The 25750-nt window shown below is 67.8% G+C and carries 27 protein-coding genes and 1 pseudogene; 13 read left to right on the forward strand and 15 right to left on the reverse strand.

Features of this window, described 5'->3' with window-relative positions; genetic code table 11:
* From ABZ004_RS24415 to ABZ004_RS24425, 3 genes are all read right to left on the reverse strand, one after another.
* Nucleotides 1-1221: an MFS transporter gene (locus ABZ004_RS24415; RefSeq protein WP_355683061.1), complete on the reverse strand. Its 1221-nt coding sequence runs from the start codon at nt 1219-1221 to the stop codon at nt 1-3.
* A 73-nt stretch (nt 1222-1294) separates the two neighbouring features.
* Entirely contained in the window at nt 1295-1798 is a 504-nt protein-coding gene (gene purE / locus ABZ004_RS24420; protein WP_355683062.1) for a 5-(carboxyamino)imidazole ribonucleotide mutase, read from the reverse strand.
* 9 nt (nt 1799-1807) lie between these two features.
* Nucleotides 1808-2980 (reverse strand): 5-(carboxyamino)imidazole ribonucleotide synthase, encoded by a 1173-nt coding sequence (locus ABZ004_RS24425; protein WP_355683064.1) that lies wholly within the window; start codon nt 2978-2980, stop codon nt 1808-1810.
* 142 nt (nt 2981-3122) lie between these two features.
* On the opposite strand from ABZ004_RS24425, the gene ABZ004_RS24430 reads away from it, so the two are divergent.
* Entirely contained in the window at nt 3123-3662 is a 540-nt protein-coding gene (locus ABZ004_RS24430; protein WP_355683066.1) for a GtrA family protein, read from the forward strand.
* 75 nt (nt 3663-3737) lie between these two features.
* Here ABZ004_RS24430 and ABZ004_RS24435 read toward each other — a convergent pair.
* A pseudogene (locus tag ABZ004_RS24435) lies at nt 3738-4691 on the reverse strand (sigma-70 family RNA polymerase sigma factor); the annotation flags it as partial.
* A 121-nt stretch (nt 4692-4812) separates the two neighbouring features.
* On the opposite strand from ABZ004_RS24435, the gene ABZ004_RS24440 reads away from it, so the two are divergent.
* Together ABZ004_RS24440 and ABZ004_RS24445 are read left to right on the forward strand one after the other, a co-directional pair.
* Complete coding sequence (locus ABZ004_RS24440; RefSeq protein ID WP_355683068.1) at nt 4813-6198, forward strand: MFS transporter; 1386 nt, start codon at nt 4813-4815, stop codon at nt 6196-6198.
* Between the two features lie 24 nt (nt 6199-6222).
* Entirely contained in the window at nt 6223-7086 is an 864-nt protein-coding gene (locus ABZ004_RS24445) for an alpha/beta hydrolase (RefSeq protein ID WP_355683070.1), read from the forward strand.
* Between the two features lie 460 nt (nt 7087-7546).
* Here ABZ004_RS24445 and ABZ004_RS24450 read toward each other — a convergent pair whose 3' ends face one another.
* Complete coding sequence (locus ABZ004_RS24450) at nt 7547-8173, reverse strand: GNAT family N-acetyltransferase (RefSeq protein ID WP_355683071.1); 627 nt, start codon at nt 8171-8173, stop codon at nt 7547-7549.
* A 56-nt stretch (nt 8174-8229) separates the two neighbouring features.
* Here ABZ004_RS24450 and ABZ004_RS24455 point away from each other — a divergent pair, with 56 nt between their 5' ends.
* Nucleotides 8230-8718, forward strand: coding sequence for a helix-turn-helix domain-containing protein (locus ABZ004_RS24455; protein ID WP_355683072.1), 489 nt, complete (start codon nt 8230-8232; stop codon nt 8716-8718).
* A gap of 25 nt (nt 8719-8743) precedes the next feature.
* Here the strand turns inward: ABZ004_RS24455 and rpmJ are convergent, their stop codons facing one another.
* Nucleotides 8744-8866: a 50S ribosomal protein L36 gene (gene rpmJ, locus ABZ004_RS24460; protein WP_355683074.1), complete on the reverse strand. Its 123-nt coding sequence runs from the start codon at nt 8864-8866 to the stop codon at nt 8744-8746.
* A 141-nt stretch (nt 8867-9007) separates the two neighbouring features.
* Here rpmJ and ABZ004_RS24465 point away from each other — a divergent pair, with 141 nt between their 5' ends.
* A complete protein-coding gene (locus ABZ004_RS24465; protein ID WP_355683075.1) occupies nt 9008-9301 on the forward strand; it encodes a DUF4287 domain-containing protein in 294 nt (97 codons plus the stop codon).
* Here the strand turns inward: ABZ004_RS24465 and ABZ004_RS24470 are convergent, their stop codons facing one another.
* Nucleotides 9302-10132 carry an SAM-dependent methyltransferase gene (locus tag ABZ004_RS24470; RefSeq protein ID WP_355683077.1) on the reverse strand — a complete coding sequence of 277 codons (831 nt, stop codon included), beginning with the start codon at nt 10130-10132 and terminating at the stop codon, nt 9302-9304. It lies immediately after the preceding gene.
* A 203-nt stretch (nt 10133-10335) separates the two neighbouring features.
* Here ABZ004_RS24470 and ABZ004_RS24475 point away from each other — a divergent pair, with 203 nt between their 5' ends.
* Entirely contained in the window at nt 10336-11163 is an 828-nt protein-coding gene (locus ABZ004_RS24475; protein WP_355683239.1) for a helix-turn-helix transcriptional regulator, read from the forward strand.
* 16 nt (nt 11164-11179) lie between these two features.
* On the opposite strand, the gene ABZ004_RS24480 is transcribed toward ABZ004_RS24475, so the two are convergent.
* On the reverse strand, nt 11180-11749 hold the full coding sequence (locus ABZ004_RS24480) for a helix-turn-helix domain-containing protein (protein WP_355683079.1): 570 nt from the start codon (nt 11747-11749) through the stop codon (nt 11180-11182).
* A gap of 54 nt (nt 11750-11803) precedes the next feature.
* Between ABZ004_RS24480 and ABZ004_RS24485 the strand changes: the two genes are divergently transcribed.
* The 3 genes from ABZ004_RS24485 (at nt 11804) to ABZ004_RS24495 (ending at nt 13115) form a co-directional block, all read left to right on the forward strand.
* Nucleotides 11804-12502 (forward strand): AzlC family ABC transporter permease, encoded by a 699-nt coding sequence (locus tag ABZ004_RS24485; protein ID WP_355683081.1) that lies wholly within the window; start codon nt 11804-11806, stop codon nt 12500-12502.
* Nucleotides 12499-12813, forward strand: a complete 315-nt coding sequence (locus tag ABZ004_RS24490; protein ID WP_355683082.1) for an AzlD domain-containing protein — start codon at nt 12499-12501, stop codon at nt 12811-12813. The genes ABZ004_RS24485 and ABZ004_RS24490 overlap by 4 nt, the downstream gene beginning before the upstream one ends.
* Before the next feature lie 77 nt (nt 12814-12890).
* Nucleotides 12891-13115 (forward strand): hypothetical protein, encoded by a 225-nt coding sequence (locus ABZ004_RS24495; protein ID WP_355683084.1) that lies wholly within the window; start codon nt 12891-12893, stop codon nt 13113-13115.
* Nucleotides 13116-13154: 39 nt separating this feature from the next.
* Here the strand turns inward: ABZ004_RS24495 and ABZ004_RS24500 are convergent, their stop codons facing one another.
* Both ABZ004_RS24500 and ABZ004_RS24505 read right to left on the reverse strand, forming a co-directional pair.
* Nucleotides 13155-15239, reverse strand: coding sequence for a spermidine synthase (locus ABZ004_RS24500; protein WP_355683086.1), 2085 nt, complete (start codon nt 15237-15239; stop codon nt 13155-13157).
* A 156-nt stretch (nt 15240-15395) separates the two neighbouring features.
* Nucleotides 15396-16259: a serine protease gene (locus tag ABZ004_RS24505; protein ID WP_355683088.1), complete on the reverse strand. Its 864-nt coding sequence runs from the start codon at nt 16257-16259 to the stop codon at nt 15396-15398.
* Nucleotides 16260-16505: 246 nt separating this feature from the next.
* On the opposite strand from ABZ004_RS24505, the gene ABZ004_RS24510 reads away from it, so the two are divergent.
* From ABZ004_RS24510 to ABZ004_RS24525, 4 genes are all read left to right on the forward strand, one after another.
* A complete protein-coding gene (locus ABZ004_RS24510; protein ID WP_355683090.1) occupies nt 16506-18203 on the forward strand; it encodes a hypothetical protein in 1698 nt (565 codons plus the stop codon).
* Nucleotides 18204-18467: 264 nt separating this feature from the next.
* Complete coding sequence (locus ABZ004_RS24515) at nt 18468-19919, forward strand: LCP family protein (protein ID WP_355683092.1); 1452 nt, start codon at nt 18468-18470, stop codon at nt 19917-19919.
* 7 nt (nt 19920-19926) lie between these two features.
* Nucleotides 19927-20955: a glycosyltransferase family 2 protein gene (locus tag ABZ004_RS24520; protein WP_355683094.1), complete on the forward strand. Its 1029-nt coding sequence runs from the start codon at nt 19927-19929 to the stop codon at nt 20953-20955.
* A 14-nt stretch (nt 20956-20969) separates the two neighbouring features.
* Nucleotides 20970-21752 (forward strand): alpha/beta hydrolase, encoded by a 783-nt coding sequence (locus tag ABZ004_RS24525; RefSeq protein WP_355683096.1) that lies wholly within the window; start codon nt 20970-20972, stop codon nt 21750-21752.
* A gap of 3 nt (nt 21753-21755) precedes the next feature.
* Here the strand turns inward: ABZ004_RS24525 and ABZ004_RS24530 are convergent, their stop codons facing one another.
* From ABZ004_RS24530 to ABZ004_RS24550, 5 genes are all read right to left on the reverse strand, one after another.
* Entirely contained in the window at nt 21756-22370 is a 615-nt protein-coding gene (locus ABZ004_RS24530) for a glyoxalase (RefSeq protein ID WP_355683097.1), read from the reverse strand.
* 79 nt (nt 22371-22449) lie between these two features.
* Nucleotides 22450-23100, reverse strand: coding sequence for a hypothetical protein (locus ABZ004_RS24535; protein ID WP_355683099.1), 651 nt, complete (start codon nt 23098-23100; stop codon nt 22450-22452).
* Between the two features lie 115 nt (nt 23101-23215).
* A complete protein-coding gene (locus tag ABZ004_RS24540) occupies nt 23216-24022 on the reverse strand; it encodes an ABC transporter ATP-binding protein (RefSeq protein WP_355683101.1) in 807 nt (268 codons plus the stop codon).
* A complete protein-coding gene (locus ABZ004_RS24545) occupies nt 24009-24899 on the reverse strand; it encodes an ABC transporter permease (protein WP_355683103.1) in 891 nt (296 codons plus the stop codon). The genes ABZ004_RS24540 and ABZ004_RS24545 overlap by 14 nt, the downstream gene beginning before the upstream one ends.
* Before the next feature lie 138 nt (nt 24900-25037).
* A complete protein-coding gene (locus ABZ004_RS24550) occupies nt 25038-25745 on the reverse strand; it encodes a tyrosine-protein phosphatase (RefSeq protein ID WP_355683105.1) in 708 nt (235 codons plus the stop codon).
* Nucleotides 25746-25750 lie beyond the last annotated feature (5 nt).

The following is a 25750-nucleotide window of genomic DNA, read 5'->3' on the forward strand; positions in this document are numbered from 1 at the left end:
TCAGGTCACCGTTGCGTTCCGCAGGATCGGGCGGGTGAGCGCGCCGATGCCGATCAGTCCCGAGGCGATGCCGATACCGAGACACACGCCAGTGATGCCCACGCCGTCCACGTCGGCGAGTGAGCCGAGCACCGGGTTCATCACGACCAGCGCCAGGCTCTGGCACAACACCACCACTGACTGCAGCCGGGATTGATACTCCTGGTCGACGGAGTTCATCAGCAACGGCAACACGTGGCCGGTGAAGGTCCCGACCCCGATACCGCTCACCACTCCCGCGGCGACCACCAGAGCAACGGGCTGGAAGGTCGACAACCCGAACAGCCCTGCGCCGGCGAGCAACAGCCCGAACGCGGCGAACATGCCGGGCCGCGGGAAAGCTCCCTTGGCCAGGATCCGGAGCGCGATCACGCCGACCCCGAGACTCCGGCTGGCCACCAGCAGGCCGGCCGTCGCGGCGTTCCAGTGGTGATCCCTGGCGAGCACGGGCAGCAGCAAGATGTCCAAGGGCATCAGCAGCCCGGCCGCCATTGTCATCATGACCAGCAGCGCCCGGGTCAGCGGCCGCCCGAAGGCCATTCTCATGCCGTCCGCGATCGACCGGAACATCCCGGTCGCGACTCGCTTCACCGGCGGGGTGGAACGGCGCAGGACGAGTAGCACCGCGATCATCACGCCGAACGTCAGCGCGTCGAAGCCGGCGGCCGACGTCAGCCCCGCCCAGTTGACGAGCACACCGCCGACCGCCGTACCGGTCACCGCGAAGACCACGCCGGTGACCTGGAAGCTGGCCAGCGCGCGGGGCACCTGGGCCTGAGCGACGAGCAGCCTGGGCATCGAGCGGGAGGACGGCAGGAAGAACGCGTCGATGACCCCGACCACCAGGGCCGTGACGAGCAGCAGCATCACCGGCTCGCCGATCGCCCGGGTAATCGGGACGAGCAACACCGTGACCCCGAACATCGCAGTACAGCTGACCAGGAGCACCCGCCCCGCGCCGAAGCGGTCGCCGACGGCGCCGCCGATCAGGAGGAGGGCGGCGCGGGGGGCCGCGGTCAGCAGGAGCACCAGCCCGGCTACGCGGCCGCCGTGCTGGCTGGCGGACCAGCCGATGGCAAAAGTCATCGTCAGGTCGCCGAGGAGGGACACAGCGGCGCCGAACAGCCAGATCCAGTAGCGGACCGGGATGCGCTGTGTGTCCGGTTCTGCGGGCGGAGTCACGATCGACGACCTTAGACGACATTCGGCGGGATCACACGGCTACCCGCCCACAGCCTGTGGAAACCGCTCCGGTTCAGGATTTACGCAGCTCTGCCGCGCCGTCACGGACCGTGCTGCCCTTGGCCTTGGCGAGGTCGGCGAGCGACTCCTGGAAAGCAATCATTTGATCGCGCAGCTTCTCGTCGGAGGCCGCGAGGATCCGGACCGCGAGCAGCCCCGCGTTGCGGGCGTTCCCGATCGACACGGTCGCGACCGGAACGCCGGCCGGCATCTGCACGATCGACAGCAGCGAATCCATCCCGTCGAGGTACTTCAGCGGCACCGGTACGCCGATCACCGGCAACGGCGTGACCGAGGCCAGCATGCCCGGGAGATGCGCGGCGCCGCCGGCCCCGGCGATCAGCACCTTCAGGCCCCGCTCGTGCGCCGCCCGGCCGTAGTCGATCATCTCGACCGGCATCCGGTGTGCCGAGATCACGTCTGCCTCGAAGGGCACGCCGAACTCGATACAGACCTCGGCAGCCGCCTTCATCGTCGGCCAGTCCGAGTCCGACCCCATCACGATTCCCACGCTCATTGCTGGTCCTTACTCGTCGATGGTGCCGGTCAGGTACGCCGCCGCATGCCGCGCACGTTCGCGTACGTCGTCCAGATGGTCGCCGTACGCCGTGACGTGGCCGACCTTCCTCCCCGGCTTCACGGACTTGCCGTAGAAGTGCACCTTCAGCCCCGGATCCCTTGCCAGGCAATGGAGAAGGCCGCGATGCATGTCCTCCACATCACCACCGAGCACGTTCACCATCACCGTGTACGGCGCTCGCGCGGCCGGCGATCCGAGCGGCAGATCCAGTACTGCGCGCAGGTGGTTCTCGAACTGCGAGGTGACCGCGCCGTCGATCGACCAGTGCCCGGTGTTGTGCGGGCGCATCGCCAGTTCGTTGACCAGTAACCGGCCGTCGCGGGCCTCGAACATCTCCACGGCGAGGATGCCGACGACGCCGAGTTCCTTGGCGATCCTCAGCGCGGTCTGCTGGGCCAGCGCGGCCTTGTCGGGAGCGAGATCGGGTGCCGGGGCGGTGACCTCGACGCAGATCCCGTTCTCCTGCACGGATTCCACGATCGGGTAGGCGACCGCCTGCCCGTGCGGGGAGCGGGCGACGATGGCGGAGAGCTCGCGGACGAAGTCGACCTTCTCCTCGGCCAGGATCGGGACCTTCGCGGCGAACGCCTCGTCGACGACCGGGTCCTCGGCGCTGCCGGCGACCCAGACGCCCTTGCCGTCGTACCCGCCGCGGGTGGTCTTCAGGATGATCGGGAAACCACCGATCCGCTTGGCGAAGTCGGCGATCTCCTCCCGGGTCGCGACCACCTGGTGGGCCGGTGCGGGCGCGTCGAAGGCGTCCAGCCGCTGCCGCATCACCGCCTTGTCCTGGGCGTGCACGAGGGCGTCCGGACCTGGGTACACCTTGATCCCGGCGTCCTCGAGCTCATGCAGGAGGTCGGTGGGGACGTGTTCGTGGTCGAAGGTCACCACGTCCGCCTCGGCGGCGAACCGGCGTACGGTCTCCGCGTCCTTGTAGTCGCCCACGGGCGCGTCGGCGACGGCCTGCGCGGCGGAGACCGTCGGGCCCTCCGCCAGCACGCGCAGCTGGATGCCCAGCGCGACGGCCGTCTCCTGCGTCATCCGGGCCAGCTGTCCGCCACCGATCATCCCGACCACGGGGGTCCCGGCCGGCAGGTCGTTCCGCTCGAACTTCACAGCCGGAGCCTAATGTGCTGACCTGAGCGGCTTGTCTGGGGCCCGCCAGGATTTCGGTCCCGGCCCGGTCGGCGGGTACCGTGAGAAGCTGTTCAGCCATGTCTCTTCAAGGCCCCGCGTTCACAGAGAGCATTCCGGTCCGTTGAAAATCGTCACAACGCTGTACCGCCAGGTCGAGCACCTCGTGCACGAAGTGGCCAAATTCGGTCTGGTCGGTCTGCTCGGCACCGTCGTGGACCTGCCGATCTACAACTGGCTGGTCTTCGACAACCCGCTCATCTTCGGTACGCCGGGCGACGGGGTCTTCCACCACAAGCCGCTGACCGCCAAGGTGATCTCCACCACCATCGCCACCGTGGTGACGTACCTGGGCAACCGGCACTGGACCTGGCGGCACCGGGAGCGGACCGGGCTGCACCGCGAGTACGTGCTGTTCTTCGTGCTGAACGCCATCGGCCTGCTGATCGCGGCCGGCTGCCTTGGCTTCTCGCGCTACGTCCTGGACCAGCACAACGCGCTGGCCGACAACATCTCCGCGAACATCATCGGCCTCGGCCTCGGCACCCTGTTCCGCTTCTGGTCCTACCGCAAGTTCGTCTTCAAGGAAGAACTCGCCCTGGAAGAAGCCGAACACCACGCCGCCGACGCCGAGAACACCGGCGACATCCCCGTCGTCCGCTAGCCCCAGCCCGGGGCCCAGCGACAAAGCCATCGCCTTGTTCGCCTGCGGCCGGGTTGTCCGGTCGCCCACCCAGATTTACGAAGGCAGCTGCAGGGGCAGGCCGAAGGCGGGGAAGAGGGCCTGGTCGAAGAAGACGACGTTGTGGGTGATGCCCGCTTTGGTGACGTCGAAGACTTGGAGGCTGTGCGCGCGGTAGATCCCGTCGTCGGCCAGCACGTACGCACCGACTGCGGGCTGGTCGTTGGCGTCGGTGCGGAGCAGCCGCCAAGCTGATCCGCGCATCGCGTAGACCCGGGCGATGAAACCGGCGTACGCCGCGCGGCCGCGGAACCACAGGGGTGCCGGAGGCATCTCGAGGACGACGCGATCGGCCAGCATCCGGGTCAGCCCGTCGATGTCGGCCCGTTCGAAGGCATCGATATAGCCGTCGACGATCGACCGGATCTCCCGGTCCTCGGGTTCGTCGACGTCGTCCTCGTCGAGGCCGATCTCGGTGAGGGTCGCCCGGGCGCGTTGCAGCGCGCTGTTGACCGCTGCCGAGGTGGTGTCGAGCGCCTCGGCCACCTCTGCCGCGGACCAGTCGAGGACATCGCGGAGGATCAGCACGGCTCGCTGCCGGGCAGGCAGGTGCTGGAGGGCCGCGATCAGCGCGAGCCGCAGGCTGCTCCGCGTCGCCAGCGCGACGGCCGGATCGGTGGGGAAGGGCTGCAGCCAGTCGGCCTCGCCCGTCGGCACGATCGGCGCCTCCAGGTCGGTCGCCATCCCGACCAGCCCGGACGGCAGCGCCCGCCGTCCCCGGCTCTTCAACGCGGTCAGGCAGGTGTTGGTCGCGATCCGGTACAGCCAGGTCCGCAGCGACGCGCGCTCCTCGTCGTACGTGTCGTACGACCGCCAGGCCCGCAGCATCGTCTCCTGCAGCTGGTCCTCGGCGTCATGCAGCGAGCCGAGCATCCGGTAGCAGTGCGCGAGCAGCTCCCGCCGGAACGGCGCCGTCCGGCGGTCGAAATCGTCGCGATCCATGGCAGTTGGCCTTCCCGTTGTCGTCTGTCCGAGTACCTACTCCGCGGACCACCAGAAGTCATCGCCGCCGCACCGATGAATCTCCATCTCCGGCCAAGTACATCCCCCTGACCGAACGGAGACGATCACCATGCTTGAAACCCAGACCGACATCCGCCGCTGGCCGATGCTCGCCATTCTGCTGCTCGGCCAGTTCATGGCCCTGCTCGACCTGTACGTCGTGAATGTCGCGATGCCCACCATCAGCGCCGACCTGCATGCGTCCGGTGCCTGGCTCCAGCTCGTCATCGGCGGCTACATCGTCGCCTACGCGATGATGCTGATCACCGGTGCCCGACTCGGCAGTCTCTACGGCCACCGGCGGATGTACCTGACCGGAGCGATCCTGTTCACGCTGGCCTCCCTCGGCTGCGCGCTCGCCCCGGCAATCCTGCCGCTGGTGCTGTTCCGCTTCCTCCAGGGGATCGCCGCGGCAGTGATGGTTCCGCAGATCATGAGCGTGATGCAGACCAGATTCACCGGTGCCGACCGCGCGAAGGCCTTGTCGGCGTACGGCGTCGTGCTGTCGGCGGGCTCGGTCGCCGGGGTGATCGCCGGCGGCCTGCTGGTCGGCGCAGATCTCTTCGGCGCCGGCTGGCGACCCGTCTTCGGGATCAATCTCCCGATCGGACTCCTGCTGATCCTGCTCGTCCCGAAGCTGGTCCCGGCGGATCGCCCGACCGCAGGCCGTCGCATCGATCTCACCGGACTCGCGATTGCGACCGTCGCGGTCCTGCTGATCGTGCTGCCGCTGGTCGTCGGCCATGAGGTGGGCTGGCCGCTGTGGACGTTCGGCTGTAGCGCGGCGGGGCTGATCCTGGCGGTCGTCTTCGTGCGCGTCGAGCGACGGATCGCGGACGAGGGCGGCGACCCTCTGCTCAACCTCGATGTACTGCGCGCACCGGGTCTGGCCGCCGGGCTACTGACGCTCGCGTGCATGCAGCTGGCGCTGGGCGGCTTCATGTTCATCTTCACCCTCCACCTGCAGGCCGGGCTCGGCGAGACCGCGCTCCACTCCGGCCTCACCTTCCTGCCGCTGACGATCACCTTCGGCCTGGTCGGCTACTTCTGGCGGAGCCTGCCGCAGCGGGTCCACTACGCCGTCGTACCGACCGGCCTGGCGTTGTGTGGCATCGGGTACGCCGGGATCGCCGCCGGCGGGCCGCTGTTCTGGAGTGCCCTGGCTGTCGCGGGCGCGGGGCTGGGGCTGTCGGCGAGCCCGCTGGTGACCCAGTCGCTGCGCCATGTCCCCTTCGATCGGGCGGCCGACGCGAGCGGCGTACTGACCACCACGATGCAGCTCAGCCAGGTCGGCGGCGTCGCAGCCTTCGGGACCCTTTTCCTGTCGGTCCACCCCGACTCGACGGCACTGGTGACAACGCTGAGTGCCCTGGTGGTCCTCTCTGCCCTCGGTGCGCTGATCGGTCTCGGTCTCGCCCGCCAGGTCCGCAAACCTGATGGCAGGATGGCAGGGTGACTTTGAGCGTGGTCGGTTACGCCGGTGCTGGAGATCGCCTATGAGGAAGCGGGGGACCCGGGTGGGTTACCGGTAGTCCTGCTGCACGGATTCCCGTACGACGTGCGCGCGTACGACGAGGTGATGCCGCCGCTGGCCGATGCGGGGTTGCGGGTGATTGCGCCGTACCTGCGGGGATACGGGCCGACCAAGTTCCGGGATCCGGCGACTCTGCGGTCCGGGCAGCAGGCGGCGCTGGGGCAGGATCTGCTCGAGTTGATGGACGCGCTCGAGATCGAGCGGGCGATCGTCGCGGGCTACGACTGGGGCGGCCGAGCCGCCTGTATCGCGGCGGCGCTCTGGCCCGAGCGGGTGCACGGGCTGGTGTCCGTCGACGGGTACAACGTGCAGAACATCGCGTACGCCGGGGAGCCGACCAAGCCGGAGTGGGAAGCCACGTACTGGTACCAGTACTACTTCCACAGCGAGCGTGGTCGCCGAGGACTCGAACGGAACCGGGACGAACTCTGCGAACTGCTGTGGCGCACCTGGTCGCCGACGTGGGCAGGAGCGGCCGAGGCGTTCAAGGCCAGCGCGCAGAGCCTGCACAACCCGGACTTCGTCGACGTGGTGATCCACTCGTACCGGCACCGCTTCGGCCTGGTGGCAGGCGACCCGCAGTACGACGAACTTGAAGCGCGGATCGCCGAGCAGCCTGTGATCAGCGTGCCCACTGTTGTGCTGGAGAGCGGTGCGGATGGTGTGGGCGGACGGAGTGGTGCTGACGATCCCGAGGAGCGCGCGATGTTCACCGGGCCGTATCAGCATCGCTTGCTGCCGGGGATCGGGCACAACGTTCCGCAGGAGGCACCGGGGCAGTTCGCGGCCGCAGTACTGGGGCTGGTCTGATGCGGATTCTCTTTGTAGGGAACAGTTTCACGAGCCGGAACAACCTGCCCGGGCTCATCGCCGGGTTGGCGAAGCAGCGCGGGATCGCCGTCGAGCACAAGTTGATCTCGGCGGGCGGTGCGTCCCTGCGGCAACACCTGAACGCCGGAGCCGCTGAGGTAGCGAGCGGATTCGACACCGTCGTACTGCAGGAGCAGAGCACGCTGCCGGCCAAGAATCCCGCGCGGATGCACGACAGTGTCCGGGACTTCGCTGCCGCGACCGAGAAGCTGGCGCTTTACATGACCTGGGCGCGCCGCAACGGTGAGCAGCAGCCGATCACCAACGCCTACGCGACTATCGCTGCAGAACTCGAAGCCACGCTCATTCCCGTCGGCATGGTGTGGGAACGCTTCCTCCGTGAGCACGCCGAGCCGGTCCTGCACGACGCGGACGGAAGCCACCCTGCACTGGCCGGCAGCTACCTCGCTGCTTGTGTCTTCCTGATCTCCCTGCTGGAGGAGGATCCGGTCGGTCTCGATGCCCCGGTCAAAGGCCTGCCCGCCGACACCGCCGCCTTGCTGCGCGAGGAAGCGTGGTCGATCTGCGAGGCGTTGGCCAGCGGGAACTGAGCCACTGCCGGTACGACGAAGTTCAGCAGGCTGCCGTCGCGCTCGACCTCAACAGTCGGCCAGCGTCGGCGGATCATCCGGGCGACCCGGTCGTTCGCGGCACTGACCACGAAGAGGAGCCGGGTGGCGCCGGCCTCGAAGGCGTGCGCGGCGGCGACGGCGAGCATCCGCAGGCCGAGGCCGCGGCCCTGCTCCGGCTCGCTGATCACCACGGCGAGCTCGGCGGTCGGCTCGGCGGCGGCCGTTGCCCAGGCCCACATCGAGTGCCCGACGATCACGTCGTCGCGGGTCGCCACCCAGGCCGAACCGGCCGGCCGGAGCAGCCGTAGTACGAGGGAGTCGCGCGGCGGGCGGCCGACCGCGGTCTGGAACCGCATGTACAGGCTGAAGTCGGTCAGAGCGGCCAGCATCGCGGCCAGGTCGTCCAGGTCGGCCTCGCCGGCGGCGCGGATGCAGGGTGTCTGAGTCTGATTCACAGATTCAGGGTCGCCTGGGTTGGCTGAGTCTGTCAAGGAGACTTATCCTCGATGGCATGATCGAGCAACAGGCCGTGCCCGAGGCGATGCGGTGGTCCACCGAGAACTGCACGATCTCCCGGACGATGGAGATCCTGGGGGACAAGTGGACGTTCCACGTGCTCCGCGAGGTCTTCGTCGGCGTCCGCCGGTTCGAGGAGATGCGGGCCCGGGCGGAGATCCCGCGCCAGGTGCTGACCGACCGGCTGACCGGCCTGATCGAGCGCGGGTTGCTGCGGCGCGAGCCGTACCGGGTGCCCGGCCAGCGCGAGCGGTACGAGTACCGCCTCACGCAGGCCGGTCTCGACCTCTACCCGGTGCTCGTCGCGCTGGTCCAATGGGGCGACGAGCACCTCCCGCTGGAGGCCGGCCCGCCGCTGGTCCCCGAGCACCGCGGCGACTGCGGCGAAAAAGTCACCGTCGTCCTACGCTGCGCCGCCGGCCACGAGCCAACCCCCCGCCAGGTCGCCCTCCACCCAGGCCCGGGTGCCCAGCCGCGCGTCTGAATCACCGCACGACGGCGGCCGGCTATCAGCCCTGGCGGGCCTTTTGGCGGGGGTCGAGGCGGTTGATCACGTAGACGCGGCCGTGTCTGCGGACGACCTGCGAGCCGCGCTTCGCCTTCAGTGCCTTCAGTGAACGTCGAACCTTCATGCCAGTTCCTCTCTGTCTGCCGGACCTAACACCAGCGGGCCGGCAGATCTTCCCGAGAAACTTTGCGCGACGAATGTCGATCGGGGGATCGGCGGTTCGACGCAGGGGCAAGGAGCAGGTGACTAGTGGATGGAGCTGGAGATGTCGTTTCAGGCGTACCTGGACAAGATCGAAGAGAAGACCGGCCTGACCCCTCGGCAGCTGGTGGCGATTGCTGCCGAGAAAGGTCTGGACACCCCGCAGACCAAGGCCGGTGCGGTGATCGAGTGGCTGAAGGCGGACTACGACCTCGGCCGCGGCCACGCGATGGCGTTGGTCTACGTGCTCAAGAACGGCACGAAGATCAGCACCAAGCACGTGAACTCGGGCCGCCCGCACAGCGACCCGTCGGACACCCTGTGGCTGGACGGCAAGGCCACCAACCCGCTGCGGTGATCAGGGTTTGCGGCCGATGCCGCCGGCGATGCACTCCTCGATCTGGCTGAGCGGTGCGAGCCGCGGGCCGTCCGGCCACCACTCGTCGCAGAGGACCAGACCAGGGGTGATCAGTTCGAGGTCGTTGAACATCGCCTTGATCTGGTCGTGGGTGCGGAACAGGCCGGAGCCCATCGGGCTGTGGGTGAACCTTTCCTCGAGTGCCCGCGCGGTCTTGGCGTGCTCGGGCGTCTCCGGGTCGAGGAAGTGCGAGATCACGACGTACGAGCCGGGCGCCAGCGCGTCGATGTACTTCTGGATCAGCTCCGGCCCGTCGTCGCCGAGGTAGTGGTGCATGGTGCCGTTCTGGATCAGCGCGATCGGCTGGGAGAAGTCCAGGAACTCGCGGACCTCGGGCACGGCGAGGACCGCTTCGGGCTCGAAGATGTCGGCGCTGACGAAGAGCGTGTTCTCGTTCTCCTCGAGCAGGGCGCGGCCGTGCGCGAGCACCACCGGGTCGTTGTCGATGTAGAGCACCTTCGCGTCCGGCTGCAGCCGCTGCACCACCTGATGGGTGTTCTCCGCGGTCGGCAGGCCGGAGCCGCAGTCCAGGTACTGCTTGATGCCGGCCTGACCGGCCAGGAACCGGCAGGCGCGGATCAGGAAGTTCCGGTTCGACCAGGCGAGATCGGTCACCTGCGGGGCCACCGTGGCGACCTGCCGGAGCACCTCGCGATCGATCTCGAAGTTGTCCTTGCCACCCAGGAACGCGTCGTACACGCGGGCGATGCTCGCCCGGGTGGTATCGATGCCAACCGGGGCTGAACTGGGAGCTTTGGAAACGTCTGGCATCGGAGACCTTCGTTCTTGATGGACTGACCGGTAGACCTTGACCTTACTAAGACCGGCGCCGTCTTTCACGTGCCGTGAGCGCGCCGGTGCGGACCGGCTTGCGGAAAGTCGTGAAATGATCCTTCGGCGGGCACGACGTGACCAGGTGGAGAGAATTCGTGACAGAGCCGGATGCGCACGGCGGGCCGACCGCCCTGCGGATCATGCTGGGCGCACACCTGCGCCGGTTGCGTGAGGAGTCAGGGATCACCCGCTCGGATGCGGGCTGGGCGATCCGCGGCTCGGAATCGAAGATCAGCCGGCTCGAACTCGGCCGGGTCGGCTTCAAGGTCCGCGACGTCGACGATCTGCTGACCCTCTACAAGGTCGAGGACCCGGACGAACGCGAGCGTCTGCTCGAGCTGGCCAAGCAGGCGAACAACCCCGGCTGGTGGCAGCGCTGGGACGACCTCACCCCGACCTGGTTCCACTCCTATCTCGGGCTCGAGATGGCCGCCGAGCTGATCCGTACCTTCGAGCTCCAGTTCGTCCCCGGGTTGCTGCAGACACCGGACTACGCGCGCGCCGTCGTACAGCTCGGCCGGGACCGGCCGTTGCCGGCGGAAGAGGTCGATCGCCTGGTCGCGTTGCGGATGGGCCGCCAGCAGGTGCTGACCCGGAAACGATCGGCCCGCCTGTGGGCAGTGATCGACGAGGCCGTACTACGGCGCCCGATCGGCGGCACCGAGGTCTTCCGGGCCCAGCTCGAGTACTTGCTCGAGGCATCGCAGCGGCACAACGTCACTCTGCAGATCATCCCGTTCGACCGCGGCGGCTACACGTCCACCAGCGGTGCCTTCAGCATCCTCCGCTTCGGCGAGGTCGACCTGCCCGACATCGTCTATGTCGAACACCTCACCAGCGCCGTCTACATGGACAAGCGCGAGGACCTCGACGAGTACGCCGTGACGATGGACTCCCTCGCCATCACGGCTCTCCGCCCCCGGCACACCGAAGAGCTCCTCAAGGAAGCCATCAAGTCCCTCGGTTAGTGCCCCGTAAGCGACACTAGCTGTACTCCGACAGCAGCACTGCGGTGGTGTTCTCGACGAGGGCCTGGAAGGTGTGCGGGAGGTCGCCGGGGTAGGCGATGTAGTCGCCCGGGTGGAGCTCGACGGGTGATTCGGTGGGACCGACCAGTGCGCGGCCGGTGCTGAGCACGACATGTTCGACGATGCCGGGCATGTGCGGGTCGGAGTTCCGCCCGGGGCCAGGGGCAACGACGATGCGGTAGACGTCACGGCGGGCGTTGGGTGGGCAGGAGGCGACCAGGGTCGCACTGTAGTCGCCGTGCTCGGTGTAGACCGCCGGGCCTTCGTCGGAGCGGACCACCCGCACCCGGGGCTTCGGCGGGTCGACCAGCTGACCGAATTGGATGTCGAGAGCGACGCAGAGCGCCCACAGCGTCTCCACGCTGGGGTTCCCGGTGCCGGATTCGAGCTGGGACAGTGTCGACTTGGCGACCCCGGCGCGTTTGGCCAGTTCGGTGAGCGACAGCCCGGTCCGGGCCCGCTCGCGGCGCAGCGAGGAGGCAATCACGTCGAGTGGTGCCTTGGTCTCCATCGATGTTCGCTCCATCGGTCCATCCGTTCGACTTGACGAACAAGCCGCTGACTGTTCACTATAAAACCCATGCGTTCGATATGGCGAACCCTCCAGCAGAATCTCGACCGGGGACTGGCGCGGGACATCGCGCTGGTCTGCCTGGCCGACGGCGTCGTCGGCCTCTCGTACGGCGCGATCAGCGTCGGCGGGGGACTCCAGCTCTGGGTGCCGGTGGTGCTCTCGCTGCTCGTGTTCGCCGGGGCATCGCAGTTCCTCTTCGTCGGCATCGTCGCTGCCGGTGGCAGCCCGATCGCGGCCACCATCGCCGGCCTGCTGGTGAACAGCCGGCACGTGGCGTTCGGTCTGGCGGTCAGCGACGTGATCGGCGGCGGCTGGAAGCGGATCCCCGGCAGCCATCTGATGACCGACGAGAACGTCGCGTTCGCCCTCGGTCAGGACGAGCTGAAGCGGAAGCGAGCGGCGTACTGGGTCTGTGGGATCGGCATCTTCGTCTGCTGGAACCTCGGCGTCCTGACCGGCGCGCGGATCGGTTCGGTGATCACCGACACGGACGTCTTCGGCCTGGACGCCGCCTTCCCCGCGGTACTGCTGGCCCTTGTGCTGCCGTCGTTGAAGGACAGATCGATCCGTACGGCGGCGTTGGCGGGCGTGGTGGTCGCGCTCGCGGCGACCCCGTTCCTGCCGGCCGGTCTGCCGGTGTTGCTCGCCTTGGTGGGCCTGGTGTTCTACCGAACCAAGAAGCCCGATCTGGAGATGGCTCGATGAGTATGTTGCTGGTCGCAGTACTGGTGCTGGCCGTGGGGACCTTCTCGCTGCGGATCGCGGGGCCCTTGTTTCGCACGCGATTCGAGCTGCCGGAGCGGCTCGAGCAGGTGATGTCGGTCGCCGCTGTTGTCCTGCTGGCCGCGTTGGTGGCGACGGCTGCGTTGACCGACGGGCATAGTGCGGCCGGGATCGCCCGGCCCGCTGGGGTTCTGGTCGGCGGAATACTTGCCTTGCGCAAGGTTCCGTTCGTCATGGTGGTGGTCGCGGCGGCTGCGACGGCGGCCGGGTTACGGCTGCTCGGCGTACCGTGACGGCCCTTTCGGGCAGTCTTTGTTTCCAACCTGCATCGTTGGTTAATGACGACGCTGGTAGCGCTTAGCGTTAGGTTATGACCAGTTTCTCGGGACAGTTCGCCAGCTCGGCGCGCCGGACCATGACTTGGCTGTTCGTCGCTTCGTTCGTCGTCGCGGGGGTACTGACCGGAGTCATCGTCGGGCGAGCCTTCCAGACTCCAGCCCATTCGCCGGACACCGTGCAGATCGCCACCGACCCGCCACCCGGCTCGGGCGTCGACCCCCGGTACCCGGTGGTCAACGACTCCAACACCATGTGACAAAGGGCCGGCTCGACAGAGCCGGCCCTTCGCTTGTGGTCAGGAGCTGACCGCGGCCGCCTTCGGGCGGAGCAGGAACGCACCGAGGTACAGGGCCGCCGCGATGATCAGCAGTCCGTGGAACCCGATCAGCAGGCCGGCGTACTCCAGGCAGCCGCCGAGCATCGCGCCGAGCAGGTTCGCCCCGAAGCTCGCGGTGCCGTCTTCGGTATCGGTGAACCGCTTCGCGAAGATCACGTTCGCCGCGAAGATCGGGGTGAACGCGATCACCACCGCGACCAGCAACCGCAACGGGATCGGCATCGAGAGCAGCCAGCTGTCCGGGAAGATCCAGCTCACCAGTAGCCCGGCGAACAGGACCACGAACATCACCTTCATCGGTGGCGTCTTGAACCGCCTGGTGACTTCGACAGCGGCCAGTACGGCGACCAGCACGCCCGCGAAGACGATCGCGTTCACCACCCACGTCGTACCGAACAGCAGCGCGAATCCGGTGATGCTCTTCGTCTCCAGCAGCATGAACCCGGCACCGAGCAGGAACAGGTCGGTGTAGGGCCGCATCCGCCGGTACGACGAACCGCCGCCCGCGATCCCGACGCCGATCAACCCGGCGACGAGCACCAGCCCGAGCGTGATCAGGTAGAGCGACGGGATCCGGTCGGTGAACAGGTAGAGGAACGGCCGGTTGTCGGTGGCCGGCGGCGGCGTGATGGCCGTCGGGCCGGCCCACGCGGCGGCACAGGTCTGGTCGTTCTCGGTGAGACCGACCGTGACGACCGCCTGCTGCAGACCGTCACCGACCTTGTCGACACACGGCTTGTGCCCGAAGGCCTTCTCCGCGGTCAGTGCGAGCCGATCAATCAGCCAGGTCTCGCGGTAGTAGTTGTACATCGCGAACGAGCCACCCGGGTTCAGGTGCTTCTTGGCGCTCTCGAACGCCTGCTGGGTGAACAGGTAGCTCTCCAGCCGCAGCGAGCTCGCGCCGTTCACCAGCGTCAGCGAGTCCGGCAACGCCAGCAGGATCAGGTCGTACTTCTTGTCGGTCCCGGACAGGTAGGCGCGCCCATCGTTGATGATCGAGGTCACCCGCGGGTCCTGGTACGGGTGATCCGGGTTCTTCGCCTTGCCGATGTCGCGGATCCGCGGGTCGATCTCGACCGCGTCGACGTGCTTGGCGCCCTTCTTCAGCGCGATCGCGACGTCCGAGCCGGAGCCGGCGCCGATGATCAGCACGTTCCCCGGCGTCTTGCCGACGTTCGCGCGCTCGTACGGCAGTCCGTACTGCGGCTCCCACTGCAGCCGCGCCTCGGCCGGGATCGCCTGCTGATGCGGTACGCCGTTCACCGTGATCGTGAGCAGCGGGACACCCTGGTAGTCGAATCCCGACGTCTGCACCTTGTAGTACGGCGACCAGCTGTTCTCCGGCCGCGTCGACTCGTGGAACAGCACACCGACCATCACCAGCAGCGGCGCGAGCACCAGCGTCGCGCTCAGCACGGTCGCGGTCACCTTGTACTGGCCACGCGGCCTCGGCACCATCAGCCCGAGGAACGCCAGCGTGACGATCGCGCCCCACCAGATCGGCGGCGCGCCCAGGAACGACAGCGCGGTGAAGGCGCCGATCCCGACCAGGCTGCCGATCAGATCGAACCGGTACGCCGTGAGGCGCGGCAGGTCCGCGAAGCAGCGGCCGACGAGCTCGGCCGGCCCGGCCAGCACCACCGCGGCCGCGATGAAGACGATCGGCAGGATCACCCAGGTCGGCGGGCCGGTGGTGTTCAGACTGGTGAAGTAGATGACGCTGGAATCCGTGCCCCGGTTGACGGTCACCGGCTTCCACGCGATCACGGCGACCAGCAGGCCGAGCATGACCGGGGAGTAGTACGGCAACCGCTTGGCCCGGCCGGACCGCAGGATGCCGACCCCGATGCCGAGGAACGAACCGAGCAGGACGAAGTTCGAGAAGTAGCTCAGGTGCACGACGTTCGAGCCGGTCCAGCGGATCAGCGCGAGCTCCAGGAAGAGCATCAGCGCACTGGCCGCGACCAGGCGGGGTTTCACCCCCAGCGGGTGCTGCCACTTTTCCGGCGTTGCTTGGCGGGGCGTAGAGGAGTCAACTGCCATGGGCGGCGACCCTACCGGATCCCTTGTGTCAAGCGTCACCCCAACAACCCATCGTCGGTCCCTTGTTACCCGGCGTGTCGCCGTTCATCGGTCCCTTGGACAACTTCGCCGTACGGACGGCGACCGGGGTGGTGGTCGCCGTCCGTTCCTAGCGGGTCAGGGCTTCTGGAGCAGGCAGCCTGTCTTGTTCAGGTCGAGCGTGCGGCTCGCGGTCAGGCAGGTGTAGAACCACCAGGTCTGCTGGCCGTACGCCGCGCCCTGGTCGACCGTGATGTTGCCGTTCGCATCCACCTCGCACGGGTTGTTCAGCGTGCAGCGCTCGCCGTCCTCGTTCCCGGTGTTGTTCACTCCGATCACCTCACCGGTGGTGGTGCTGACGATCGGCGAACCCGAGGTGCCGCCGATGGTCTCGCAGCCCGGCTGCTGGTACTTGATCGAGCTCTTGAAGACCCAGCCGCCCTCGCGGAGTTCCGGGATGGTGGCCTGCACCGAGCAGGTGTAGATCCGCTTCCAGTAGCCGGACACCACGGCCATCCCGGCACCGTTCGCGGGCGCCTGCTTGGCCAGCGTCAGCGGGGTGACGTTCAGCCGCGACTTGATCGACGCGTAGCTCTCGTTGATCCGATACAGCGTCACATCGGTCTTGGTCATCGTGCTGTAGAGCACCCGGTTGGCCCGGACCGTCCCGGCGTTGCTCGAGCTCGGCTTGAGCAGCGTGATGTTGCGGGACGAGGACCGGTTCACTATCACCTGGCCGGGGCTGGGCATGCCGCCCTCGTAGCAGTGGCCGTTGGTGAGTACCAGTGCGGGATCGGTCGACAGCGACTCGGCGTACCGGACGAGCGAGGCGGAGCAGTTGCTGAGCGCCGCGATACCGGTGAAGTCGGCGCCTGGTGCGGCGGCGGGCCGGGCCGCGGGGGCGGTCCCGGGGGCGGCTTCAGCGGCGTACGCCTGGCTGCCGGCGAGCAGCAAGGCACTGACCGCGACGGTGGTCGCGGCAACGGAACGGAACAGTCTCATGGGCGGTTTCCTGTCCTCACGACGGAGCTTGCAGCTGGGGGCGGTGCAAGCAGGGCGTAATCACCCCAGGACTGTTCGTATCCGATGGACTACCCACTCGGCCATCACAACGGCATGAAAATTTCCCCGAAACACCACAATCACGGGTAATCCTCCGCCGCTCGCCACTTCTAGGGCGTCCTGCGGAGACGTTCGGCGTCGAGCGGACATGTGGAGGAGTAAGTGTCGTCCAGTGGGGAGAACTCCATGCATCGTTCAGCTGCCTTGGCCGTCGCGGGTCTTCTGATGGCGGTCGCACCTATCGCCCAAGCCGCACCACCACCACCGACACCGCTTGTTCCGTTCAGCGTCTCGGCCCAGGGGGCGACGACGCGGATCACCGGGGTGCGGACCGGGAATGACAACCTGCTCGCCAAGCACACGACCGTCTCCCCGGCGCCACGCAAGGCCAGCGCCACCACGCATACGTTGACGGTCGAGTATCTCGACGATGCCGGGCAGCGGACCGCTGACGCGAATGCGCTGGTGCTGAACCTGACCGGAGACGACGGCTTCCAGGACGTCCCGGCGACGGACGGGCTGGGGCAGCTCGAGCTGCCGGCCGGCCGGTACATGCTCGGTGGAGTGGTCACTGCCGGAGATGTGGACACCGTCTTCTACCAGCCGGTCGTCGATCTCTCGGCCGATCGCAGGATCGTGCTCGACGCGCGGCGCGGTCAGGCGGTCGAGCAACGGCCAGCCAACTCCACGGTGCGGTCGTTCTTCGCCGAGATCATCTCGGCCCACCAGCTGGACAACGGGTTCTGGGGCTCGATGAGCCTGGTCGGCAAGGATCTCGCGACGATGCGGGTCGCGCCGGTCGGTCCGGCGGCGCCCGCGGACCAGGCCTATTCCTGGGTGACGTCGCAGTGGGGAGTGCCCGGTGCGGCCGGTGACTTCGCGAACACGCCGTTGCACTACGGGCTGACGGACCTCCACCGCGGTTCGATGTTCGACGGACTGCACCGCGTCGCCACCGACGGTCAATTGGCCAAGCTCGTTTCGAAGAACTACCAGCAGGTGTCTAGATCCCAAGCAGGCAAGGGGTTCGCGGCTCTTCCGCCGCACCTGTTCGAATCGGACGGCATGATGCTGACGACCGACCCGGCCGGAACGGTGACGTCCTACCTGGAGCCGGGCGCGGACTGGTATCCCACCTTCGTCGAGTATCCGGGCGACGGTGGACTGCCGTGTTTCCTCTACGCACCGGGTACGGCCTCTTACCAGGCCGGACGTCGTTATGTGGCGGAGTGGAAGAAGGCGGTGCTCGGACCGGCGGTCGACACCAGCACTGCTCGGACCGGGGACCAGGTGCGGCTGTACACGCCGTTGGTGGTCGACTCCGGCGGCAACGACATCCAGGCATTCGCAGCGACCGGGCACAGCCGGCTCTACCGCAACGGCAGCCTGCTGGCGGAATCGGAGTCGCCGGGCTACATCAACGAGCTGAGCGAGTTGCCGGCCGGCGACGCGCAGTACAGGTTCGAGGCGAGTGAGGACCGGTCGATGTTCTCCGGGCTGTCCCGGCAGGTCGATGCGAGGTGGACGTTCCGCTCGAACACGACTGCGGCCGAGGAACAGCTGCCGTTGTGGATGGTGCGGTTCGCGCCGGATGTCGATCGGAAGAACTCGGTGGCAGCAGGTTCCGGGCTGGGGATCCCGCTGAGTCTTGAGGTGGCCGAGGGTGCGAAGGTCGGGCGACCCGCAGTACCGGCTGTTGAGGTGTCCGGCGACGAGGGGAAGACCTGGCAGCCGGCGCGGGTGGTGCGGACGGGGGACCGGAAGTATGTCGCCGCCGCCGCCGTACCGGCCGGGGCGAAGGAGATCTCGTTGCGGGCCAAGGCGCTCGACTCGGCCGGGAATTCGGTCGAGGAGACGGTGATAGGCGCGTTCACACTGCGCTGAGAACAGGTGCCGTCCCGGTCCGGGGCGGCGCCTGCGGTGTGTGCGTGACCTGTTACTGTTCGTTTCCGAACCCGCCCGCCTCGAACCATGGGCCCGCCCGGTACGTCGTACCTGATGACCGCAGCGGTACCAGAGGCAGGGCGGCGCGCCTGATCCGGGCGAGCGTCCGGCCATGGCCATACTGAACGGCGCGCGACGTGCGGCTACGGGGGCCGTCCCGATCGAGGATCGGCAGCCGCGCCGTACGGAGAACGGAAGGACGACATGCCGCAGGAGAAGGCTGACCTGGGCAATCTCGCCGAACCGGTGCGCTTCAAGCGCGCGCTGACGCTGTTGCTGATGACTCTGATCCTGCCCGGATCCGCGCAGATCGCGGCCGGCAGCAAACGCGCCGGGCGATGGGCCTGGCGGGTGATCTTCGGGATCGTCGCGATCGTCGTCTTCCTGCTGCTGCTCTCCCTGGTCTGGCGATCCGGGACGATCAACATCCTGGTCTCGCCGAAGACGCTGCGGCTGGTCCAGATCCTGCTGATCCTGCTCGCGATCGGCTGGGCCGCGTTGTTCGTCGACGCCTACCGGCTCGGCCGGCCGCTGACGCTGGAGAAGAACCACCGGCTGGCCGCCAGCATCGTCGACGGCCTGCTGGTGATCCTGGTGATGACCGTGCTGATCTACGCCAGCACGATCGTGTCGGCGCAGCGCGACTTCGTCGCCAGCGTGTTCGGCAACGGGCAGAAGTCGAAGGCGGACAAGGGCCGCTACAACATCCTGCTGCTCGGCGGCGACTCCGGCGCGGACCGGATCGGCACCCGGCCGGACAGCATCACGATGGCCTCGGTGGACGCCGAGACCGGCCGGACCGTGCTGATCGGCCTGCCGCGGAACATGGCGAAGATCCCGTTCCCGGCCGGTACCGAGATGGCCAAGCAGTTCCCGCACGGCTTCGAGTGGAAGAACTGCGGCCACGACTGCTACCTGAACGGCGTCTACACCTGGGCGATGGGCCACAAGCAGTTCTTCCCGGGCGTCAAGGAGCCAGGCCTGCTGGCCACCTCGCAGGCGGCCGAGGGGATCACCGGGATGAAGGTCAACTACTACGTGCTGATCGACATCGCCGGATTCCAGCACCTGCTGGACGCGGTCGGTGGGGTCACCGTCGACGTCGGCAAGAAGGTCCCGATCGGTGGCATCGGCGGTCCGATCAAGGGATACATCCAGCCGGGGAAGAACCAGCACCTGGACGGGTACCATGCCATGTGGTTCGCGCGGTCCCGGGCGGGGGCCAGTGACTACGAACGGATGACCCGGCAGAAATGCGTGATGACCGCGATGCTGAACCAGTTGTCGCCGCAGAAGGTGCTGACCAAGTTCCAGGCGATCGCCTCGGCGAGCAAAGAGGTGGTCCAGACGAACATCCCGGCCGGCGAGCTCGGTACCTTCACCGACCTCGCGCTGGACTCGAAGAAGCTGCCGGTGTCATCCTTCTCGCCGGTCCCGCCGCTGATCCACACCGGCGATCCGGACTTCGCACTGGTACGTACCAAGGTGGCCGAGGCGATCGGAAAGTCCGAAGCGCTGGACAAGGCGGCCTCGGACGGCAACGGTAAGAAGTCGAACACTCCGAGTAAGGCACCATCGAAGCCGGTGAAACCGTCCGGTAGTCCGTCCCAACCCAGCACCGACGTCGACGACGTCGCATCGATCTGTAAGGCCTGACCTGACCATGGCTTTGTCCCACTGGCCCCCGGTGTCCGTCGTGATGCCGGTCCTGAACGAGGAACGTCATCTCGAGGAAGCGGTCGGCCGCGTCCTCGACCAGGAGTATCCCGGCGAGCTGGAGGTGGTACTGGCGATCGGTCCGAGCAAGGACCGGACCCAGGAGATCGCCGACCGGCTGGCCGAGGCCGACAAGCGCATCACGATCGTGCCGAACCCGACCGGCAAAACGCCGGCCGGGCTGAACACCGGGATCTCGCACGCCCGGCACGACATCGTCGTCCGGGTGGACGGCCATGGTGTGCTGACCCAGGGCTACATCCGGCGCGCCGTCGAGGTGCTCACGGAGAGTGGGGCTGACAACGTCGGTGGCGTGATGGCGGCCGAAGGACGGACGTCGTTCGAGATGGCGGTGGCGTGTGCCTACCGCTCGCGACTCGGGCTCGGCGCCTCCACCTTCCACCAGGGTGGCAAGGCAGGGCCTGCCGACACGGTGTATCTCGGCGTCTTCCGGCGTACGGCGCTGGAGCGGGTCGGCGGCTTCGACGAGTCGATGCACCGGGCCCAGGACTGGGAGCTGAACTACCGGATCCGCAAGACCGGCGGACTGATCTGGTTCAGCCCTGACCTGTCGGTGACGTACCGGCCGCGGTCCTCGCTGGCCGCGGTGGCGAAGCAGTTCTTCCACACCGGCCAGTGGCGGCGCGAGGTGATCAGGCGGCACCCGGAGACGGCCAACAAGCGCTACCTGGCACCGCCGGTCGCGGTCGGCCTGCTGGCGCTCGGAACGATCCTCGGGATCATCGGCCTGGCCACGGGCGTCAGCTGGCTGGACATCGGCTTCCTGGCCCCGCTGGGCTATGCCCTGCTGTTGATCGCCGGCTCGGCGATGGAGGGCCGTTACCTCCCGTGGAAGGCACTCTTCTGGCTCCCGCTGGTCTGCGCCACCATGCACGTCTCCTGGGGTCTCGGCTTCATCATCGGGCTGCAGGAACGCCCCGCCGGCCCGGCCGTCGCCAACCCCGGCACGGCGTAGTACGCGTGTTCGGGGTGCAGGGGAGGACGGGCCATCTGGCGTGGTACCGGACCGGTGAGGAAGCGGCCGACGTTGCCTTCCTGCACGGCTTCTCCGACTCTGCGCGCTGCTGGGAGCCGTTGATCGGCGCGATGCCGGGGATCCGGGCGCTCGCGATCGATGCCCGCGGGCACGGGGAATCCGGGCTCCCCGAGGAAGCTCTGGGGTATCCGGCGTACGGCGACGATGCCGCGCTCGTGCTGTCGGAGCAGGAGCGCGACGGCGGGTGGGTCGTGGTCGGCCATTCGATGGGCGCGATGTCGGCCGCCCAACTGGCCGGGGCTCGGCCGGACCTGGTGCGGGCGGTCGTGCTGGAGGACCCGCCGACCGGAGAGCCGCCGGTCGTCCAGCGGGACGACGAACCGGGGCTACCGCGTTGGCTGGTTGACCTTCGGGCCCTCGACCTGCCGGCCCGGATCGCCCGCGGCCGGTCCAACGACCCCGACTGGCCCGAGGACGAACTGGAGCCCTGGGCCGTGTCGAAGGCTCAGCTCAACGCGGATCTGTTCGAGTTGCCGTTCGACAACGTGACCCCACTGACCGACTTGCTGGCTGCGATCACGTGCCCGGTGCTGCTGATCCACGGCGACACCGACCGCGGCTCGCTGATCTCCACCGAGTACGCCGAGCGCTGCGCCCAAGTAGCCGGCGGTGAATTCCGCGCCGTCCACCTCGCCGGCGCCGGCCACTCGGTACGCCGCGACAAACGCGGCCCATACGTCGCCGAACTCACAGCATTCCTCGACCGGCATCGCTGACTTTCAGTTCGAGGCCGGCTGCCAGGTGAATCCGTCCGGATCGGTGAACGGTCCGGCGTCGCTGGTCAGGACGAGGCGGTGTGAGCCGGTGCCGTCGGCCGGGACGCCGGCATCCTTGGCGAGCGCGCTGCGGCCGTAGAGGGCCAGCTTGACGCTGTTCGGAGGCGCGGCGAACTCGACGTACTTGCGGCCGAAACTCCGTGCCACCGTCAGGCCGTGCTCGACGTAGAACTGCTTGCTCGCGGCAACATCCTCGGCGCCGAGCAGGAGGATGATGTCGTCGATCTCGCGGGTCGCCGGACCGCTGTCCTTCTTGGCCGACGTGGCGACCTTCCAGAGGGCGCCATCCGGAGCCTGTACGACGCCGCCGTACCCCCAGAGGCTCTTCTTGGCCGGCTTGATCACGGTCGCACCGGCGTCGATCGCGGTCCCGAGCAGGCTGTCGACCGTCGACGGCTGCGAGACCACGAGCGACAGCGTGTACGCCCGGAACCCGCTCGTCGGTGCTTCCGAGGCGCGGCAGTGGAGCCGATCGCCGAGGTCGAACGCCTTGGCGTAGAAGGCCTCCGCGGCAGCCCGGTCGGAGGATTCGAGGGTGATGGATTCGATGGAAGTCATGGTGAGGTTCATACCGGCAACGCTAGGCGGGCAGCCCGCCCTCCTGCTTCTCGATTCCTGACCACTTGCTCCAGTCGAGTCAGGGCGTGAAGCGCATCGGTGCCGGGGTAGGGGAGGGGTCCCAGGTCTCGTCGAGCGGGGTGGCACGCCATTTCCACTCGGTCAGCCGTGGAAGGCCGTCCAGCTCGCCGCGCCCCGACGCCCACTGCAGCGCCGCCCACGGATCGGCCCCAGCTGCCTGATCGGCGTGCTGGGCGAACATCCGCTGGAAGACCTTCTGACAGACCTCGTACGGCGGCTCGTAGGCCAACCCGAGCCCGTCCGCGAGGTCCTTCCCGTGCAGCAACACCTCGAGGCATCCCATCCCGGCAAAGCCGTCCGCATCCGCGATCCCCCACGGATGAAACGCCCGTACGTCGGGCGGAGTCGCCCGCGCCACCAAGGCCAGGATCCGCCCACCCGCCTCGAGAAAATCAATCATCCCCTCCGGCGGTGCCCCCTCCTGCACCTGACTCCTCCACCGCACGTACCGGGTATCGGCCCTCACCGCCAGCTGAGAAGCCCAATGCATCAACGCCTGCCCGACATGCTCCACCGTGACGGCACACGACCACTCGAGCCGACCCGCAGGCCCGGCCCAATCCCGCTCAACCCCACCAGCCAGCACGCCGGTGACATACGAAACCGCCAGATCCAGCTCATCAGCCATCGCCACGCCCGTAGTCCCCATCCCTCGACCAACCCCAGAGACTAGCGCGGTGTGTCCCGATCAACAGGAGATTCTGGCCAGAACCAGCGCGAAACGCCCCGGACCAGCAGGTCCGGGGCGTTCCTCGAGAAGAGACTCAGCGTTTGCCGGTGGCTTCTTGGTTGTAGGCGTCTACGACCTCTTGGACGTCGCCGTCCATCCGGAGGACGCCCTTGTCGAGCCAGATGGCGCGGTTGCAGGTGTCCAGGACGACGTCGAGGCTGTGGCTGACCAGGAAGACGCAGCCGGCCGACGATCGGAGTTCCTTGATCTTCGCCTCGGAGCGGACCCGGAACTCGGCGTCACCGGTGGCCAGCGCCTCGTCGACGAGCAGGATGTCGTGCGTCTTGGCCGACGCGATCGCGAACTTGAGCCGCGCCGACATCCCGGACGAGTAGGTCGACATCGGCAGGTCGATGAAGTCACCGATGCCGGAGAACTCGACGATGCTGTCGTAGCGCTCCTCGATCTCGGCCAGCGACATACCCATCGCCAGGCAGCCGAGGACGACGTTGCGATCGCCGGTCAGGTCGTTCATCATCGCCGCGTTGACGCCGAGCAGCGACGGCTGCCCGCCGGTGTAGATCGCCCCCGACGCGGGCGGCAGCAGCCCGGCGATGGCCCGCAGCAGCGTCGACTTCCCGGAGCCGTTGCGGCCGATCAGACCGATCGCATCGCCCTTGTACGCCGTGAAGCTGACGTTCTTGACCGCGTGCACCTCGCGGATGGTCGGCCGGTCCTGGCGCTTCAGGATCCGCCGGAACGCACTCGCCGCGGTGCCCTTGCCACCGGACGCGGTGACCTTGTAGATGATGTTGACGTTGTCGGCGATCACCGTCGGGACAGCATCCGACGCGGCGGCCCAGGCCGTCGTCCTCGGAGCTGCCGTCTCAGCCACGGCCATACCTGTCCTCCGCACGCCAGAAGTAGAGAAAACCGCCGACCAGCGAGATGCCGGCCCAGATGATCGAGATCTCCCACGCATGCGGGAGCTGGTTCTTCACGTGCTCTTCCAGGACCGCCCGGCGGGCGATGTCGATGTACGCCGAGATCGGGTTCAGCGAGAGCACCTGGATGACCCAGCCGGGAGCGTTCAGCGCCTCCAGCTTGACCGGGATCGAGAAGAAGATGCCGGACGCGTACAGCCAGGTCCGGGTGATGAAGGGGAGCAGCTGCGAGATGTCGGTCAGGAAGGCGCCGAGCCGGGCGAAGACCAAGGTGGCGCCGATGTTGAACAGCGTCTGCAGGAAGAGCGCCGGGACCAGCAACAGCCAGTGCCAGTTGGGGCCGGTGGTGAAGCCGACCATCGCCAGCAGGATCGCCATCGAGAGGAACATCTGGTTCAGCTCGTTCACCACGTACGCCAGCGGCAGGGTCGCCCGCGGGAAGTGCAGCGTGCGGATCAGCGACATGTTCGCCGAGATCGCCCGCGACCCTTCGGTCATCGACCGCTGCGTGTAGGTGAAGACGAACATGCCGCAGATCAGGAACGCGGCGTAGTTCGGGATGCCGTTCTTCGTCCCCAGCAGGACGCCGAAGGCCAGGTAGTACACCCCCGCGTTGAGCAACGGGGTGAGGACCTGCCAGATCGATCCGAGCCGGGCTCCGGCGTAGACCGCGTAGGTCCTCGCCCGGGCATAGCTCACGATGAACTGGCGACGGCCCCACAGTTCGAACAGGTAGGTCCGGAGGTTCGGGCGGGCCGAACTCCTGGACAACCCATAACGCTCAGCCATCGCCGCCAGTTCAGCGGTCTTGGCCGACTCAGCGGCGGTTGACATGCGGGCCAATCTACTGGGCGCGGGACACGAATATGACATCGGCGCCCTCTGAACCGTTTCAGGCGAGTCGGCGCCAGTACTTTGTGTTACCGGTTTCACACGGTGACACAACGATTGCGGGTCGTTCGGAGTGCCCGCTCAGCCGGTCAATCTGGTGCGCAGCAGGCCGAGTTGGGCGGTGCTGAGGCCGGCCTTGCGCAGATAGGCCTCGGGACCTCCGTACGCCGTCCGCAGGTGATCCAGGATCGCCACGATCGACTCCGCCCGGGTGTCGCGGAACTCGAGCATCTCCGCGTGCAGCGACTCGTCCGGTTCATCGGCGAGCTGCTGGGCCATCCACGGCGCCAGGCGTTCCTTGGTGACGAAGTAGTCGGCGACGATCTCGTCCTCCGGTACGCCGGCGACGCTGAGCGCGAGCGCGACGACCATCCCGGTCCGGTCCTTGCCGCCATGGCAGTGCACGACCACCGCACCCGGTGGCGCCTCGGCGATCGCCAGCATCACCTCGGCGAACCGCTCCGGGCCCTGGTCGAGGATCTCGTTGCAGACCTTGACGATGGTGTCCATCCCGGGTCCGGGTACGGCGGGATCCTGGACCGGTATCCAGTGCCCGAGCGGGTCGTCGGTGAACGGGGTCGGCGACTGCTCGACCTCGGCCGTCGAGCGTAGGTCGAGCACCCGGCTCACATCGGCACGGCGTACGGCGGCGACGCCTGCGGCCGACAGGTACTGCAGGCCGTCGGAGCGAATCAGCGCACCCGGGCGGATCCGGCCGCCACCCGCGGTCGGCAGTCCGCCCAGGTCACGCACGTTGCGGCAGTCCGGCCAGTCCAGATGAATGCTCACCCCTC

This window comes from Kribbella sp. NPDC006257, assembly GCF_040613535.1.
Lineage (GTDB): Bacteria > Actinomycetota > Actinomycetes > Propionibacteriales > Kribbellaceae > Kribbella.

Excerpts from the sequence above, each read along its gene's own strand:
- ABZ004_RS24505 (WP_355683088.1), bottom strand. The coding sequence starts at position 16,259 with ATGAGACTGTTCCGTTCCGTTGCCGCGACCACCGTCGCGGTCAGTGCC.
- ABZ004_RS24540 (WP_355683101.1), bottom strand. The coding sequence starts at position 24,022 with ATGGCCGTGGCTGAGACGGCAGCTCCGAGGACGACGGCCTGGGCCGCC.
- ABZ004_RS24535 (WP_355683099.1), bottom strand. The coding sequence starts at position 23,100 with ATGGGGACTACGGGCGTGGCGATGGCTGATGAGCTGGATCTGGCGGTT.
- ABZ004_RS24470 (WP_355683077.1), bottom strand. The coding sequence starts at position 10,132 with ATGCCAGACGTTTCCAAAGCTCCCAGTTCAGCCCCGGTTGGCATCGAT.
- ABZ004_RS24480 (WP_355683079.1), bottom strand. The coding sequence starts at position 11,749 with ATGGAGCGAACATCGATGGAGACCAAGGCACCACTCGACGTGATTGCC.
- ABZ004_RS24545 (WP_355683103.1), bottom strand. The coding sequence starts at position 24,899 with ATGTCAACCGCCGCTGAGTCGGCCAAGACCGCTGAACTGGCGGCGATG.
- ABZ004_RS24515 (WP_355683092.1), top strand. The coding sequence starts at position 18,468 with ATGCCGCAGGAGAAGGCTGACCTGGGCAATCTCGCCGAACCGGTGCGC.
- ABZ004_RS24495 (WP_355683084.1), top strand. The coding sequence starts at position 12,891 with ATGACCAGTTTCTCGGGACAGTTCGCCAGCTCGGCGCGCCGGACCATG.
- ABZ004_RS24520 (WP_355683094.1), top strand. The coding sequence starts at position 19,927 with ATGGCTTTGTCCCACTGGCCCCCGGTGTCCGTCGTGATGCCGGTCCTG.
- ABZ004_RS24455 (WP_355683072.1), top strand. The coding sequence starts at position 8,230 with ATGATCGAGCAACAGGCCGTGCCCGAGGCGATGCGGTGGTCCACCGAG.
- ABZ004_RS24490 (WP_355683082.1), top strand. The coding sequence starts at position 12,499 with ATGAGTATGTTGCTGGTCGCAGTACTGGTGCTGGCCGTGGGGACCTTC.
- rpmJ (WP_355683074.1), bottom strand. The coding sequence starts at position 8,866 with ATGAAGGTTCGACGTTCACTGAAGGCACTGAAGGCGAAGCGCGGCTCG.
- ABZ004_RS24530 (WP_355683097.1), bottom strand. The coding sequence starts at position 22,370 with ATGACTTCCATCGAATCCATCACCCTCGAATCCTCCGACCGGGCTGCC.
- ABZ004_RS24475 (WP_355683239.1), top strand. The coding sequence starts at position 10,336 with ATGCTGGGCGCACACCTGCGCCGGTTGCGTGAGGAGTCAGGGATCACC.
- ABZ004_RS24465 (WP_355683075.1), top strand. The coding sequence starts at position 9,008 with ATGTCGTTTCAGGCGTACCTGGACAAGATCGAAGAGAAGACCGGCCTG.
- ABZ004_RS24510 (WP_355683090.1), top strand. The coding sequence starts at position 16,506 with ATGCATCGTTCAGCTGCCTTGGCCGTCGCGGGTCTTCTGATGGCGGTC.
- ABZ004_RS24485 (WP_355683081.1), top strand. The coding sequence starts at position 11,804 with ATGCGTTCGATATGGCGAACCCTCCAGCAGAATCTCGACCGGGGACTG.
- ABZ004_RS24500 (WP_355683086.1), bottom strand. The coding sequence starts at position 15,239 with ATGGCAGTTGACTCCTCTACGCCCCGCCAAGCAACGCCGGAAAAGTGG.
- ABZ004_RS24440 (WP_355683068.1), top strand. The coding sequence starts at position 4,813 with ATGCTTGAAACCCAGACCGACATCCGCCGCTGGCCGATGCTCGCCATT.
- purE (WP_355683062.1), bottom strand. The coding sequence starts at position 1,798 with ATGAGCGTGGGAATCGTGATGGGGTCGGACTCGGACTGGCCGACGATG.